This window comes from Pseudomonas sp. CROZ-RG-20F-R04-15, from assembly GCF_022662375.1.
Taxonomy (GTDB): Bacteria; Pseudomonadota; Gammaproteobacteria; order Pseudomonadales; family Pseudomonadaceae; genus Aquipseudomonas.
Genome location: NZ_JAKNQL010000004.1, coordinates 165,886 through 180,463 on the forward strand (window position 1 = coordinate 165,886; position 14,578 = coordinate 180,463).

The window sequence follows — 14,578 nt, forward strand, 5'->3', positions numbered from 1 at the left end:
AGTCAGTGCGGCGCTTCAGCCGCATGGTTAAGCGAATATTTCGGAATTTCGACGGTGATGTCTTCTTCACCGACGATAGCCTGGCAAGCCAGACGCGATTGCGCTTCCAGACCCCAGGCGCGATCGAGGAAGTCTTCTTCCAGCTCGTCAGCCTCTTCCATCGAGTCGAAACCCTCGCGGATGATGCAGTGGCAGGTGGTGCAAGCACACACGCCGCCGCAGGCGCTTTCCATCTCGATGTGGTGTTCGTGGGCCAGTTCGAGAATCGATGTGCCGGGCGCAGCCTCGACCACCATGCCTTCAGGGCAGAACTTCTCGTGGGGCAGAAAAATGACCTGCGGCATCAGATATCCTCGATTTCATTCAGATTGCGCCCCGACAGAGCGGCTTTCACCGTCAGATCCATGCGGCGGGCAGCAAAAGCATCGGTCACTTGCGACAGACGCTTGGTCTGCTGCTCGATGGCGTAACCATCGGTACCTTTCATCAGTTCGGCCAATTCCTGCAGCTGCAGGTCGATGACCATGCGCTCTTCGGCGTCGAGCAAACGCTCGCCATCCACCTCAAGAGCGCCCTGCACCGCTTCGATCAAGCGCTGGGCGTCGACTTGCTGCTCACGCAGAACGCGGGCGACCTTGTCGTCATTGGCGTGCTGGAACGAATCTTTGAGCATCTTGGCGATTTCGCCGTCGGTCAGACCGTAGGACGGCTTGACCTGAATGCTCGCCTCAACGCCCGAACCCAGTTCACGGGCAGAAACGCTGAGCAGACCGTCGGCATCGACCTGGAAGGTCACGCGAATTTTCGCCGCACCGGCGACCATCGCCGGAATACCGCGCAATTCGAAGCGCGCCAGCGAGCGGCAGTCGCTGATCAGTTCGCGCTCGCCCTGCAGCACGTGGATCGCCATGGCCGACTGGCCGTCTTTGTACGTAGTGAAATCTTGTGCACGAGCGACAGGAATGGTGGTGTTGCGCGGAATCACCTTCTCCATCAGGCCGCCCATCGTTTCCAGCCCCAGGGACAGTGGAATCACGTCGAGCAGCAGCAGTTCGCCGCCATCACGCTTGTTGCCAGCCAGGGTATCGGCCTGGATCGCGGCACCGATGGCCACCACTTGATCCGGATCGATTTCAGTCAGAGGCTGACGACCGAAGGCTTCGGCAACGGCTTGGCGAACGCGCGGCACGCGCGTCGAACCGCCGACCATGACCACGGCGTGCACATCTTCCAGCTCGACGCCGGAATCGCGAACGGCGCGGCGGCAGGCTTTGAGGCTGCGCGCGACCATTGGCTCGATCAGCGCATCGAAGGCTTCACGGGTCAGCGGTGCTTTCCAGTCGCCGTAAGCCACTTCAACGCTGGCCGCATCGGTCAGGGCTTCTTTGGCCGCGCAAGCGGTTTGCAGCAGATTGCGTTGTGCGCCCGGATCGAGATCGGCAGACAGGCCGGCGCTCTCGATGATCCAGCCGGCAATCGCGTGATCGAAGTCATCGCCGCCCAGCGCGCTGTCGCCGCCAGTGGCCAGAACTTCGAAAACACCGCCGGTCAGACGCAGAATGGAAATATCGAAAGTACCGCCACCCAGGTCATAAATCGCAACCAAGCCTTCAGCGTGCTGATCCAGACCGTATGCCACGGCGGCGGCGGTCGGCTCATTGAGCAAACGCAGCACGTTCAGACCGGCGAGTTTGGCCGCATCCTTGGTGGCTTGACGCTGAGCATCATCGAAATACGCTGGAACGGTGATTACCGCGCCAACCAGCTCGCCACCCAGGGTCGCTTCAGCACGCTGACGCAGGACTTTAAGGATGTCGGCAGAAACTTCGACCGGGCTTTTCGGGCCCTGCACGGTGTCGATGAACGGCATGTGCGATTCGCCACCGACAAAGCGGTATGGCAGTTGCTCGCCCAATTGCTTGACGTCGGACAGACCACGACCCATCAAGCGCTTGACCGACAGCACGGTGTTCAAAGGATCGGAAGCGGCAGCCAGTTTGGCCGACTCGCCAACTTCGACGCGATCGGCGTGGTAACGCACAGCAGACGGCAGGATGACCTGCCCGTTTGCGTCGGCCAACGGCTCGGAAAGACCACTGCGCAACGCAGCGACCAGCGAATTGGTAGTGCCCAGGTCGATACCCACAGCCAGACGACGCTGGTGCGGTTGAGGACTTTGGCCGGGTTCGGCGATCTGCAGTAGAGCCATGGTAATCAGGTCTTGTCTGTCTATCAGGCGTGCAATCAGGGCAGCACTGGGTTAATCGTCGAGGCGCTCTTCTAACTGGCGCACTTCGTAGGTGAGCTTGTCGAGGAACTGCATGCGCCGCATCAGGCGTTCGGCCTGTTCGCGTTGCGCTGCATCATCCCAACAGGCTGCGAAGCTTTCGTTGAGTTCTTCCTGAGCCACTTTCAGACGACGCTTGAATACCGCGACACCGTCGAGGTCGGCACTGTCCTGGAGGTCTTCGAGTTCTTCGCGCCATTGCATCTGCTGCAGAAGAAACTCGGGATCATGGACAGTGACTTCCATCGGCACTTCATGCCCGCTGATGGCCAGCAGGTAGCGCGCGCGTTGGGCCGGACTCTTGAGCGTCTGATAGGCGTCGTTGAGCCGCGCAGACTGCTCGAGTGCCGAGCGCTGCTCACGCTCGGAAGCGTCGGCGAAGCGGTCAGGATGAACGCCGCGCGCCAACTCACGATAGCGCGTGGCCAACTGCTCGAGATCCAGACGGAAACCCGGTTGCAGCTCGAATAAAGCGAAATGACAAGGAATACCCACGACAAGCCTCAGATGTTGAAGCTTTCGCCGCAGCCACATTCACCGCGTACGTTGGGGTTGTTGAACTTGAAGCCTTCGTTCAACCCTTCCTTGACGAAATCGAGCTCGGTGCCGTCCAGGTAGGCCAGGCTTTTCGGGTCGATGATCACTTTTTCGCCGTGACTCTCGAACACCTGATCCTCTGCAACCACCTCGTCGACAAACTCCAGCACGTAGGCAAGGCCGGAACAGCCTGTGGTGCGAACACCCAGACGAATCCCTTCACCTTTGCCGCGCCCGTCGAGGGAGCGCCGCACGTGTCGAGCAGCCGCTTCTGTCATGCTGATAGCCATCGGTGACTCCTTACTCGTCGCCAAATCCTGAAAGTCAGATCAAGCCTTTCTTCTGCTTGTAATCGCGAACAGCCGCTTTGATAGCGTCTTCAGCCAGTACCGAGCAGTGAATCTTCACTGGCGGCAAGGCCAGTTCTTCGGCCAGCTGAGTGTTCTTGATGGTTTCTGCTTCGTCCAGGGTCTTGCCCTTCATCCACTCGGTGGCGAGGGAGCTGGAGGCGATAGCCGAACCGCAACCGTAGGTCTTGAACTTGGCATCTTCGATGATGCCTGCTTCGTTGACCTTGATTTGCAGACGCATCACGTCGCCGCATGCCGGAGCGCCGACCATGCCGGTGCCGACATCAGGATCTTCCGCGTTCATCTTGCCGACGTTGCGCGGGTTTTCGTAGTGGTCGATGACCTTTTCGCTGTAAGCCATGATTCTCAATCCTCACTCATCAGGGCCGCTCTTGAGACCCTGCAACTGCGCTGCGTAAACCGCCGCGTCGCTACAGGATCTGTATCTGGCGGCTTCTATATTTAGTGTGCCGCCCACTCGATTTTCGAGATATCGACGCCGTCTTTGTACATGTCCCACAGCGGCGACAAAGCGCGCAGCTTGGTAACGGCCTCGCAGACTTTCTGCGCGGCGTAGTCGATTTCTTCTTCGGTGGTGAAACGGCCGAAGGTGAAACGGATCGAGCTGTGTGCCAGTTCGTCGTTGCGGCCCAGGGCGCGCAGTACGTACGAAGGCTCCAGCGACGCCGAGGTGCAGGCCGAACCGGACGATACCGCCAGATCCTTGAGTGCCATGATCAGCGACTCGCCTTCAACGTAGTTGAAGCTCAGGTTCAGGTTGTGCGGCACGCGGGCGCTCAGGCTGCCGTTGACGTACAGCTCTTCCAGATGCTCGACCTGCTTGTAGAAGCGGTCGCTCAAGGCTTTGATGCGGACGTTTTCGGCGGCCATGTCTTCTTTGGCTACGCGGAACGCTTCACCCATGCCGACGATCTGGTGGGTCGCCAGAGTACCGGAACGCATGCCGCGCTCGTGACCGCCGCCGTGCATGGTCGCTTCGATGCGCACACGCGGCTTGCGGCTGACGTACAGCGCGCCAATGCCTTTAGGGCCGTAGGTCTTGTGGGCGGAGAACGACATCATGTCGACTTTCAGCTTCTGCAGGTCGATGTCGACCTTGCCAGTGGACTGAGCAGCGTCGACGTGGAACAGAATGCCCTTGGCGCGGAGCATTTCGCCGATCGCGGCGATGTCGTTGATGGTGCCGATTTCGTTGTTCACGTGCATCACGGAGACCAGAATAGTGTCTTCGCGCAGTGCAGCTTCAATCATCGCTGGAGTGATCAGACCGTCTTCGGTCGGCTCGAGGTAAGTGACCTCGAAACCTTCACGCTCCAGTTGGCGCATGGTGTCGAGGACAGCCTTGTGCTCAATCTTGGAGGTGATCAGGTGCTTGCCCTTGGAGGCGTAGAAATGTGCCGCACCCTTGATAGCCAGGTTGTCGGACTCGGTAGCGCCCGAGGTCCAGACGATTTCGCGCGGATCGGCGTTGACCAGATCGGCCACCTGACGACGGGCGTTTTCGACGGACTCTTCAGCCTTCCAGCCGAATACGTGGGAACGGGACGCCGGGTTACCGAAGTTTCCGTCGACCAGCAGGCATTCACTCATTTTTTGCGCAACACGCGGATCAACCGGGGTGGTCGCAGAGTAATCAAGGTAAATCGGCAATTTCATGGACTATCTCCTAAATCAGGGCTGGCGTGCCGCTAGCTCTCTGGCTGTCATTCGACGGCGGACGCTTCAATCTTGTCCAGGCGTGGCGCCTTGCTGTTGCAACGGCGCTGGTCCTGACGCTGGGCTACTTCTTGCACCTCACGGCGAGTCACAAGATCAGCCAAGCTGATACCACTTAGAAATTCGTGAATCTGCAGGCTCAAATCGCACCACAGATGGTGGGTCAGGCAGGTGTCGCCGGAATGGCAATCGCCTTGGCCCTGGCACTTGGTGGCATCAACCGATTCGTTTACCGCATCGATCACCTGGGCGACCTGGATGCCCTGCATGTCGCGGGACAACTGGTAGCCACCACCCGGACCGCGAACGCTGGAAACCAGGTTACTGCGGCGCAGCTTGGCGAACAGTTGTTCGAGGTAGGACAGGGAGATGCCTTGGCGCTCGGAGATATCGGCCAGGGACACCGGCCCGTGCTGCGCGTGCAACGCCAGGTCAAGCATGGCGGTCACGGCGTATCGGCCTTTTGTAGTCAGTCGCATGGACAGTTACCACGGAGTTCAGAATGGGGCGAGTATGCAATTCCCGAGTATTTAAGTCAACTTTAAGACCTAGTACTTTAGTCAGGATTACCCGCAAAAGAGCGCGCGCATCATAGCAAAGGCTGGCGGTATGCAGCCAGCAGTACCGCGTGATCGTTCTTCGCGAGCAAGCCCGCCCCCACAAGGGCAATACATTCCAATGTGGGAGCGAGCTTGCTCGCGAAGGCAGCGGCGCGGTTTAGCTAGCCTGACTCTGATCCTTACCCTTCACGCAGGCGAAGTCTTCTTCACGCAGCTCAGGCAGATCTTTCGCACAGTAATTACTGCCCAGATCCTTCAGCGCGCCGCACATCCCCTCCAGACGCCCGTCCACCGCTTGCAGGTGATCGAGCAACTGACCGATGGCGCGCGCCACCGGGTCGGGCATGTCTTCGCTGACGCCGTAGGCATCAAAACCGATCTTCTCGGCCATGGCCTTGCGCTTGGCGTCCTGCTCTTCGTCGGATTTGACGATGATGCGCCCCGGAATACCGACAACAGTGGCGCCCGGCGGCACTTCTTTAGTCACCACGGCGTTGGAACCGACCTTGGCACCAGCGCCGACCGTAAACGGGCCGAGCACCTTGGCGCCCGCCCCCACGACAACTCCGTCACCCAACGTCGGGTGGCGCTTGCCTTTGTTCCAACTGGTGCCGCCGAGGGTTACACCCTGATAAATGGTCACGTCATCGCCAATCTCGGCGGTTTCACCGATGACAATGCCCATGCCGTGGTCGATAAAGAAACGTCGACCAACCTTGGCCCCCGGATGAATTTCGATCCCGGTCAACCAGCGGCCGAAATTCGAAACCAGCCGCGCCAGCCATTTCAGTTCGTTGCGCCACAGCATGCCGGCCAATCGATGAATCCAGATCGCATGCATGCCGGGGTAGCAGGTCAGGACTTCAAAAGCGTTACGCGCCGCCGGGTCTCGATGGAACACGCTCTGGATATCTTCACGCAAACGCTCAAACATCATTTAGTCCTTCCGCTTAAGAAGCTCACCACGGGCCGCTTTCTGGGTTTCCGTGAGGATGCCACGCAAAATATTCATTTCCGCCCGGCTGACCGAGCTGCGTCCGTACAACCGGCGCAGGCGCGCCATCAGGTGCCGTGGTTTTTCCGGATCGAGGAATTCGATGGCGACCAGCGTCTGTTCCAGATGCTCATAAAAGCGCTCCAGCTCATCCATGGTCGCCAGCTCGGCGCTTTTCACCGAGGCCACTTCCTCTTTCTCGATCTTGCTCGGCTGACCTTGTGCGGCCAGCCAGGCCATGCGCACTTCGTAGCTCAACACCTGCACCGCCGCGCCGAGATTCAGCGAGCTGAACTCCGGGTCGGAGGGAATGTGCACGTGAAAGTGACATCGCTGCAGCTCGTCATTGGTCAGGCCGGAATCTTCACGACCAAACACCAGCGCAATTTCGGCGCCTTGCCCGGCCTCCTCAACCACTTTGGTCCCGCATTCGCGAGGGTCCAGCAGCGGCCAGGGGATTCGACGGTCACGGGCGCTGGTGCCAAGCACCAGATTGCAGCCGACCAAGGCATCTTCCAAGGTGGCGACGACTTGCGCGTTTTCAAGGATGTCACCGGCACCGGAGGCGCGAGCATCGGCCTCGTGATGCGGAAACAGGCGCGGTTCGACCAGCACCAGTCGCGACAGACCCATGTTTTTCATGGCGCGCGCGGCCCCGCCGATATTGCCGGGGTGGCTGGTATTGACCAGGACAACACGAATGTTCTGCAGCAAGGGAGGCGCTCTCGGACACAGGAAAGGGGTGCAAATCTTACAGAACAGCCTACCGTTAAGCTATGAAAGCGAACAGCGTCCTTCACCTGAAGAAAAGTTCTGATAGAATGCGCGGCTTTCTTTAACAACCTTAGGTGACACATCCATGCAGCCCATGCTGAATATCGCGCTGCGCGCCGCCCGCAGCGCCAGTGAACTGATCTTCCGCTCCATCGAGCGCCTGGATACCATCAAGGTCGACGAAAAAGACGCCAAGGATTATGTATCCGAGGTCGATCGCGCCGCTGAACAGAAAATCATCGATGCCCTGCGCAAGGCTTACCCGAACCACTCCATCCGCGGCGAAGAGACCGGCCTGCACGCCGGCACCGGCATCGAAGGCGAAGAGTACCTGTGGATCATCGACCCACTGGACGGCACCACCAACTTCCTGCGCGGCATTCCTCACTTCGCCGTCAGCATCGCCTGCAAATACCGTGGTCGCCTGGAACACGCAGTGGTTCTGGACCCGGTTCGCCAGGAAGAATTCACCGCCAGCCGTGGTCGCGGCGCCCAACTGAACGGTCGTCGTTTGCGCGTCAGCGGTCGCACCAGCCTTGACGGCGCCCTGCTGGGTACTGGCTTTCCGTTCCGTGACGATCAAATGGACAACCTGGAAAACTACCTAGGCATGTTCCGCGCTCTGGTTGGCCAGACTGCCGGCATCCGCCGCGCCGGTTCGGCAAGCCTGGACCTGGCTTACGTGGCTGCCGGTCGTTTCGATGCGTTCTGGGAGTCGGGCCTGTCCGAGTGGGACATGGCTGCAGGCGCCTTGCTGATTCAAGAAGCCGGCGGCCTGGTGAGCGACTTCACCGGCGGTCACGACTTCCTTGAAAAAGGCCACATCGTTGCCGGTAACACCAAATGCTTCAAGGCAGTTCTGACGGCGATCCAGCCGCACCTGCCGGCTTCGCTGAAGCGCTAAGCTTCCCGCGAAACGAAAAAAGCACCCTTCGGGGTGCTTTTTTTATGTCTGGAATTCGATCTTCAGATCACCAAGATCTTCATGTGGGAGCGAGCCTGCTCGCGAATGCATTCTGACAATCAACATTGATGCCGGCTGGGACACCGCATTCGCGAGCAGGCTCGCTCCCACAAGGGGGTCGGTGCAACCAAAAATCGCGGGCACAAAAAAAGCACCCCGCAGGGTGCTTCTTGTTAAAACAGTCGGTCTTTACTGACCCGGCTCATTCTGCGACAGAATCAGCTTGCCCTCCTTGTCGACCGGAATCTGGTTGCCCGGATCGCGATCCATCCGCACCTTGCCTTCCTTGCCATCAAGCGAGTAACGCACGTCGTAACCGACGACCTTGTCACTGATGTCATTGACCGTGTTGCAGCGGGTTTGCGTAGTGGTATAGGTGTCACGCTCTTGCATGCCTTCCTGTACCTTGTTACCCGCATAACCGCCACCGACCGCACCGGCTACCGTGGCAATTTTCTTGCCGGTGCCGCCGCCGATCTGGTTACCCAGCAAACCACCTGCCAGTGCACCGACCACCGTACCGGCGATCTGATGCTGATCTTTTACCGGTGCCTGACGAGTCACTGTCACGTCCTTGCACACTTCACGTGGAGTCTTGATCTGTGTTTTAACCGGTTCAACGGCCAACACTTGCGCATACTCAGGGCCGCTTTTAACCAGGCTGTAGGTGGCAACAGCACCCCCGGCAGTCACACCGACAGCACCCAATACCGCACCAACCAGCAACGACTTGTTCACATGAACCTCCTGACCATCACATGCGGGACACGCCCGCGCTTCTCCCAGCCTTGGAGCATAAAAAAAGGCGCGAGTTCAACTCGCGCCTTTCTTGGCCTGACAGCCGGGAAAACGATGGCCGTTATGGACGGTCGTCGACTTCCTTCTCGGTGCTGGCCGGAGGAATCAGATCCTCAGTGCTCAAGTTCAGCCAGATCAGCACCACGTTCGCGATGTAGATCGACGAGTAAGTACCCGCCAGCACACCGATGAACAGCGCAATCGAGAAACCGAACAGGTTGTCGCCACCGAAGAACAGCAGTGCCGCGATCGCCAGCAAAGTGGAGATCGACGTCGCCATGGTCCGCAGCAGGGTCTGCGTGGTCGAGATGTTGATGTTCTCGATCAGCGAAGCCTTGCGCAGGACGCGGAAGTTCTCACGAACCCGGTCGAATACCACGATGGTGTCGTTCAGCGAGTAACCGATGATCGCCAGTACCGCCGCCAGCACCGTCAGGTCGAAGGTGATCTGGAAGAACGACAGGATACCGATGGTCACGATCACGTCGTGAATCAGCGAAACGATGGCGCCGACCGCGAACTTCCACTGAAAGCGGAACGCCAGGTAGATCAGAATACCGCCGAGCGCCAGCAGCATGCCGAGGCCGCCCTGGTCACGCAGCTCTTCACCGACCTGCGGGCCAACGAATTCGACACGCTTGACCGTCGCCGGGTTGTCGCCGCCGAGCTTCTGCAGCGCTTCCGCGACCTGATGGCCCAGTTGCGGGTCTTCACCCGGCATGCGCACCAGCAAGTCGGTGGTTGCACCGAAGCTCTGCACGATGGCTTCGTGGTAACCGGAAGTTACCAGCTCTTCACGCACCTTGGTGACGTCAGCCGGACGCTCGTAGGTCAGCTCGATGAGCGTACCGCCGGTGAAGTCCAGGCCCCAGTTCATGCCCTTGGTGGCGACGCTGAAAATAGCCAGCAACGTGAGAAACACTGTGACGCCGAACGCGAAGTTGCGAACGCCCATGAAGTTGATTGTACGTAACATGGCAGCCCCTTAAATCCACAACTTCTTGAAGTCACGTCCGCCGAAGATCAGGTTGACCATTGCGCGGGTCACCATGATGGCCGTGAACATCGAGGTAAAGATCCCGAGGGACATGGTCACTGCGAAACCTTTGACCGGGCCGGTGCCCATGGCAAAGAGAATCCCGCCGACCAACAAGGTAGTCAGGTTGGCGTCGAGAATCGCGGTGAATGCCCGGCCGAAGCCTTCGTTGATTGCACGCTGCACGGTCATGCCGGCGGCGATCTCTTCACGGATCCGCGAGAAGATCAGCACGTTGGCGTCGACCGCCATACCCATGGTCAGCACGATACCGGCGATACCCGGCAGGGTCAGCGTTGCACCCAGCAGCGACATCAACGCCAGCAGCAGCACCATGTTCACTGCCAGTGCGACAGTGGCGATGATGCCGAAGAAGCGGTAGATGGCGATGATGAACAGCGACACGAACAGCATGCCCCACAGCGACGCATCGATACCTTTGGTGATGTTGTCAGCACCCAGGCTCGGGCCGATTGTGCGCTCTTCAGCGAAGTACATCGGTGCCGCCAGACCACCGGCACGCAGCAGCAGCGCCAGTTCGGACGATTCGCCCTGACCGTTCAGGCCAGTGATACGGAACTGAGCACCCAGCGGCGACTGAATGGTCGCCAGACTGATGATCTTCTTCTCTTCTTTGAACGTTTGCACCGCAACGTCTTTCTCGACGCCATCGACCACTTGCTTGGTGTAAGTGGTGACCGGACGCTGCTCGATGAAGATCACCGCCATGCTACGACCGACGTTGGAACGGGTCGCGCGACTCATCAGCTCACCACCGTGGCCATCCAGACGGATGTTCACTTCAGGTGTGCCGTGCTCGCCGAAACCGGCCTTGGCGTCGGTAACCTGGTCACCGGTGATGATCAGACCACGCTCGATCTGTGCTGGCGGACGCTTGCCTTCACGGAACTCGAAGGTTTCCGAAGTGGCTTTCGAAGCACCCGGCTCTGCAGCCAGACGGAACTCAAGGTTGGCCGTCTTGCCGAGAATACGCTTGGCTTCGGCAGTGTCCTGCACGCCCGGCAGCTCAACCACGATGCGGTTGGCGCCCTGACGCTGAACGATCGGTTCGGCAACACCCAGCTCGTTGACGCGGTTACGTACCGTGGTCAAGTTCTGCTTGATGGAGTATTCACGGATTTCCGCCAGCTTGGCTGGGGTCATCGCCAGACGCAGCACCGGTTGACCGTTGAGGTCGGCCGGAACAATGTCGAAATCGTTGAAGTTCTTGCGGATCAGTGCACGGGCCTGTTCGCGGGAGTCTTCATCGCTGAAGCCCAGCTGAATGGCACCGCCCAGTTGCGGCAGGCTGCGATAACGCAGTTTTTCTTTACGCAGCAGGCTCTTGACATCGCCTTCGTAGACTTTCAGGCGTGCATCGAGGGCTTTGTCCATGTCCACTTCCAACAGGAAGTGCACACCACCGGACAAGTCCAGACCCAGCTTCATCGGGTGCGCGCCCAGATTGCGCAGCCATTGCGGGGTGGTCTGTGCCAGGTTCAGCGCGACGACGTAGTCATCACCCAATGCCTTGCGCACAACGTCTTTGGCCGGCAACTGATCTTCAGCCTTGGACAGACGGATCAGACCGCCCTTGCCGTTTGCCGCCAGTGTGGCCGCCTTGACGTTGATACCGGACTCGTGAAGCGCGGTGCTTACGCGATCCAGATCGGCCTGATTGACCTGCAGGGCCGTGCTGGCGCCGCTGATCTGAATGGCCGGGTCATCGGGGTATAGATTCGGAGCGGAATAAATCAGACCGATCGCCAGCACCGCCAGGATCAGAATGTATTTCCACAGAGGATATTTGTTCAGCATCACGCCGCCCGTTATGACGCGGGGCGCCTTGCGCGCCCCGTCGATTGAGTAGAAGTTGTTGCCCTTAGATCGCTTTCAGCGTGCCTTTTGGCAGCGTGGCGGCGATGGCGCCTTTCTGGAACTTCATTTCCACGGTGTCGGAAACTTCCAGAACCACGAAGTCATCGGCCACTTTGGTGATCTTGCCGGCGATGCCGCCAGTGGTCACAACTTCGTCGCCTTTCTGCAGGCTGCTCAGCAGGTTCTTCTGCTCTTTGGCGCGCTTGGCCTGTGGACGCCAGATCATCAGGTAGAAGATGACCAGGAAGCCGACCAGGAAAATCCACTCGAAACCGCCGCCCATTGGGCCGGCAGCAGCCGGTGCAGCCGCGTCAGCCATGGCGTTAGAGATAAAAAAGCTCATTTAGCACTCCAGTTGCAAATGTTGAATCTTGGGGTCAGAAAACTCAGTCCAAAGGCGGAACGGGGAGCCCGCGTTTGGCGTAGAAGGCATCGACAAAGGCGGCCAATGTACCCTGTTGAATAGCCTCGCGCAAACCAGCCATCAGCACCTGATAATGGCGCAAGTTATGGATGGTATTGAGCATGCTTCCCAGCATTTCGCCGCACTTGTCCAGGTGATGCAGATAAGCGCGAGAGAAGTTCTGGCAGGTATAGCAATCGCAGGTCGGATCCAGCGGCGATTCATCATGGCGATGGAACGCGTTACGGATCTTCAGCACGCCTGTATCAATGAACAGATGCCCATTGCGGGCATTACGGGTTGGCATCACGCAATCGAACATGTCCACACCGCGGCGCACACCCTCAACCAGATCTTCCGGTTTGCCAACGCCCATAAGGTAACGAGGTTTGTCAGCCGGCATCATGCCCGGCAGATAATCCAATACTTTGATCATCTCGTGCTTCGGCTCGCCCACCGACAGACCGCCAATGGCCAAGCCATCAAAGCCGATCTTGTCGAGGCCTTCCAGCGAGCGCATGCGCAGATCCTGGTGCATGCCGCCCTGCACGATACCGAACAGCGCCGCGGTGTTTTCACCGTGGGCATTTTTCGAGCGCTGCGCCCAGCGCAACGACAACTCCATCGATACGCGGGCGACGTCTTCGTCAGCCGGGTATGGCGTGCATTCGTCGAAGATCATCACGATGTCGGAGCCAAGATCGCGCTGCACCTGCATCGACTCTTCCGGGCCCATGAACACTTTCGCGCCGTCGACCGGGGAGGCGAAGGTCACGCCCTCCTCCTTGATCTTGCGCATCGCGCCGAGGCTGAACACCTGGAAGCCACCGGAGTCGGTGAGGATCGGGCCTTTCCACTGCATGAAGTCGTGCAGGTCGCCGTGTTCCTTGATCACTTGGGTGCCAGGGCGCAGCCACAGGTGAAAGGTGTTGCCGAGAATGATTTCTGCGCCAGTGGCGACGATGTCACGCGGCAACATGCCCTTGACCGTGCCGTAGGTGCCCACCGGCATGAACGCCGGGGTCTCGACGGTGCCACGCGGGAAGGTCAGACGACCACGACGGGCCTTGCCATCGGTGGCAAGGAGCTCAAAGGACATGCGACATTCGCGACTCATTCTGTTTCCTCTGGGCCGGTTTCTTTAGGGGCAGTAGGTGCGGGGTTACGGGTGATGAACATCGCATCACCGTAGCTGAAAAAGCGGTATCCGTTGTCGACGGCAGCCTTGTAGGCGGCCATGGTTTCGGGATAACCGGCAAACGCGGAAACCAGCATCAACAGCGTGGATTCCGGCAAATGGAAATTGGTCACCAAGGCATCGACCACGTGGAACGGACGGCCCGGGTAGATAAAGATATCGGTGTCGCCGCTGAACGGCTTGAGCACGCCGTCGCGCGCCGCACTTTCCAGCGAACGCACACTGGTGGTGCCGACCGCAATCACCCGACCACCGCGCGCACGGCACGCAGCGACCGCGTCGACCACATCCTGGCCGACTTCCAGCCACTCGGTGTGCATGTGGTGATCTTCAAGCTTCTCGACACGCACCGGCTGGAATGTCCCCGCGCCCACGTGCAACGTAACGAATGTGGTCTCGACGCCCTTGGCGGCAATCGCTTCCATCAGCGACTGATCGAAATGCAGCCCGGCGGTCGGCGCCGCCACCGCGCCCAGACGCTCGGCGTACACGGTCTGATAACGCTCGCGATCCGAGCCTTCGTCCGGGCGGTCTATATAAGGAGGCAACGGCATGTGCCCGACACGGTCGAGCAACGGCAACACTTCTTCAGCGAAGCCCAGCTCGAACAACGCATCGTGACGCGCGAGCATTTCTGCCTCGCCACCGCCGTCGATAAGGATCTTCGAACCCGGCTTCGGCGACTTGCTGGAACGCACATGGGCCAGCACGCGATGCGTATCGAGCACCCGCTCAACAAGGATTTCCAGCTTGCCGCCGGACGCTTTCTGCCCGAACAGCCGCGCCGGAATCACCCGGGTATTGTTGAACACCATCAAATCGCCCGGGCGCAAATGCTCAAGCAAATCAGTGAATTGACGGTGTGCGAGGGCGCCGCTCGGCCCGTCAAGGGTCAGCAGGCGACTACCGCGACGCTCGGCCAAAGGGTGGCGGGCGATCAGCGAATCAGGGAGCTCGAAAGTAAAGTCAGCAACGCGCATGATGGGGTTCGTCTAGCAGGGCCGGAAAGTCTAGCGGAAATATCGAAAATTCTCTATGTACCTGATTGACCGACGGTAATCT

At 59.3% G+C, this 14,578-nt stretch carries 16 protein-coding genes; 1 reads left to right on the top strand and 15 read right to left on the bottom strand.

What is annotated here, in order from left to right:
- Positions 1-2 precede the first annotated feature (2 nt).
- The 9 genes from fdx to trmJ all read right to left on the bottom strand — a co-directional run bounded on the left by fdx (position 3) and on the right by trmJ (position 7,179).
- Positions 3-344, bottom strand: coding sequence for an ISC system 2Fe-2S type ferredoxin (fdx, locus tag L8H52_RS08535; protein ID WP_007916885.1), 342 nt, complete (start codon positions 342-344; stop codon positions 3-5).
- A complete protein-coding gene (hscA, locus tag L8H52_RS08540) occupies positions 344-2,209 on the bottom strand; it encodes a Fe-S protein assembly chaperone HscA (protein ID WP_242206760.1) in 1,866 nt (621 codons plus the stop codon). The genes fdx and hscA overlap by 1 nt, the downstream gene beginning before the upstream one ends.
- A gap of 51 nt (positions 2,210-2,260) precedes the next feature.
- A complete protein-coding gene (hscB, locus tag L8H52_RS08545) occupies positions 2,261-2,782 on the bottom strand; it encodes a co-chaperone HscB (protein WP_095125910.1) in 522 nt (173 codons plus the stop codon).
- Between the two features lie 8 nt (positions 2,783-2,790).
- Complete coding sequence (iscA, locus tag L8H52_RS08550) at positions 2,791-3,114, bottom strand: iron-sulfur cluster assembly protein IscA (protein WP_003227904.1); 324 nt, start codon at positions 3,112-3,114, stop codon at positions 2,791-2,793.
- A 34-nt stretch (positions 3,115-3,148) separates the two neighbouring features.
- Complete coding sequence (gene iscU, locus L8H52_RS08555; RefSeq protein ID WP_046820395.1) at positions 3,149-3,535, bottom strand: Fe-S cluster assembly scaffold IscU; 387 nt, start codon at positions 3,533-3,535, stop codon at positions 3,149-3,151.
- Positions 3,536-3,636: 101 nt separating this feature from the next.
- A complete protein-coding gene (locus L8H52_RS08560; protein ID WP_242206761.1) occupies positions 3,637-4,851 on the bottom strand; it encodes an IscS subfamily cysteine desulfurase in 1,215 nt (404 codons plus the stop codon).
- 47 nt (positions 4,852-4,898) lie between these two features.
- Complete coding sequence (gene iscR / locus L8H52_RS08565; RefSeq protein ID WP_003227911.1) at positions 4,899-5,390, bottom strand: Fe-S cluster assembly transcriptional regulator IscR; 492 nt, start codon at positions 5,388-5,390, stop codon at positions 4,899-4,901.
- A 238-nt stretch (positions 5,391-5,628) separates the two neighbouring features.
- Complete coding sequence (cysE, locus tag L8H52_RS08570; protein ID WP_025109222.1) at positions 5,629-6,405, bottom strand: serine O-acetyltransferase; 777 nt, start codon at positions 6,403-6,405, stop codon at positions 5,629-5,631.
- 3 nt (positions 6,406-6,408) lie between these two features.
- A complete protein-coding gene (gene trmJ, locus L8H52_RS08575; RefSeq protein ID WP_008084663.1) occupies positions 6,409-7,179 on the bottom strand; it encodes a tRNA (cytosine(32)/uridine(32)-2'-O)-methyltransferase TrmJ in 771 nt (256 codons plus the stop codon).
- Between the two features lie 145 nt (positions 7,180-7,324).
- Between trmJ and suhB the strand changes: the two genes are divergently transcribed.
- On the top strand, positions 7,325-8,143 hold the full coding sequence (gene suhB, locus L8H52_RS08580) for an inositol-phosphate phosphatase (RefSeq protein ID WP_034156254.1): 819 nt from the start codon (positions 7,325-7,327) through the stop codon (positions 8,141-8,143).
- 249 nt (positions 8,144-8,392) lie between these two features.
- On the opposite strand, the gene L8H52_RS08585 is transcribed toward suhB, so the two are convergent.
- The 6 genes from L8H52_RS08585 to queA form a co-directional block, all read right to left on the bottom strand.
- Entirely contained in the window at positions 8,393-8,941 is a 549-nt protein-coding gene (locus L8H52_RS08585; protein WP_007956693.1) for a glycine zipper 2TM domain-containing protein, read from the bottom strand.
- Between the two features lie 121 nt (positions 8,942-9,062).
- Complete coding sequence (gene secF / locus L8H52_RS08590; RefSeq protein ID WP_242206762.1) at positions 9,063-9,977, bottom strand: protein translocase subunit SecF; 915 nt, start codon at positions 9,975-9,977, stop codon at positions 9,063-9,065.
- A 9-nt stretch (positions 9,978-9,986) separates the two neighbouring features.
- Positions 9,987-11,855: a protein translocase subunit SecD gene (gene secD, locus L8H52_RS08595; protein ID WP_242206763.1), complete on the bottom strand. Its 1,869-nt coding sequence runs from the start codon at positions 11,853-11,855 to the stop codon at positions 9,987-9,989.
- A gap of 64 nt (positions 11,856-11,919) precedes the next feature.
- A complete protein-coding gene (gene yajC, locus L8H52_RS08600) occupies positions 11,920-12,258 on the bottom strand; it encodes a preprotein translocase subunit YajC (protein ID WP_007916913.1) in 339 nt (112 codons plus the stop codon).
- A gap of 43 nt (positions 12,259-12,301) precedes the next feature.
- Complete coding sequence (tgt, locus tag L8H52_RS08605; protein ID WP_163004798.1) at positions 12,302-13,417, bottom strand: tRNA guanosine(34) transglycosylase Tgt; 1,116 nt, start codon at positions 13,415-13,417, stop codon at positions 12,302-12,304.
- 14 nt (positions 13,418-13,431) lie between these two features.
- Positions 13,432-14,496 carry a tRNA preQ1(34) S-adenosylmethionine ribosyltransferase-isomerase QueA gene (queA, locus tag L8H52_RS08610; RefSeq protein WP_242206764.1) on the bottom strand — a complete coding sequence of 355 codons (1,065 nt, stop codon included), beginning with the start codon at positions 14,494-14,496 and terminating at the stop codon, positions 13,432-13,434.
- Positions 14,497-14,578: the final 82 nt, after the last annotated feature.

Coding starts and splice junctions, on each gene's coding strand:
- fdx (WP_007916885.1), bottom strand. CDS start 344: ATGCCGCAGGTCATTTTTCTGCCCCACGAGAAGTTCTGCCCTGAAGGC.
- hscA (WP_242206760.1), bottom strand. CDS start 2,209: ATGGCTCTACTGCAGATCGCCGAACCCGGCCAAAGTCCTCAACCGCAC.
- iscA (WP_003227904.1), bottom strand. CDS start 3,114: ATGGCTATCAGCATGACAGAAGCGGCTGCTCGACACGTGCGGCGCTCC.
- iscU (WP_046820395.1), bottom strand. CDS start 3,535: ATGGCTTACAGCGAAAAGGTCATCGACCACTACGAAAACCCGCGCAAC.
- L8H52_RS08560 (WP_242206761.1), bottom strand. CDS start 4,851: ATGAAATTGCCGATTTACCTTGATTACTCTGCGACCACCCCGGTTGAT.
- iscR (WP_003227911.1), bottom strand. CDS start 5,390: ATGCGACTGACTACAAAAGGCCGATACGCCGTGACCGCCATGCTTGAC.
- cysE (WP_025109222.1), bottom strand. CDS start 6,405: ATGTTTGAGCGTTTGCGTGAAGATATCCAGAGCGTGTTCCATCGAGAC.
- suhB (WP_034156254.1), top strand. CDS start 7,325: ATGCAGCCCATGCTGAATATCGCGCTGCGCGCCGCCCGCAGCGCCAGT.
- secF (WP_242206762.1), bottom strand. CDS start 9,977: ATGTTACGTACAATCAACTTCATGGGCGTTCGCAACTTCGCGTTCGGC.
- secD (WP_242206763.1), bottom strand. CDS start 11,855: ATGCTGAACAAATATCCTCTGTGGAAATACATTCTGATCCTGGCGGTG.
- yajC (WP_007916913.1), bottom strand. CDS start 12,258: ATGAGCTTTTTTATCTCTAACGCCATGGCTGACGCGGCTGCACCGGCT.
- tgt (WP_163004798.1), bottom strand. CDS start 13,417: ATGTCCTTTGAGCTCCTTGCCACCGATGGCAAGGCCCGTCGTGGTCGT.
- queA (WP_242206764.1), bottom strand. CDS start 14,496: ATGCGCGTTGCTGACTTTACTTTCGAGCTCCCTGATTCGCTGATCGCC.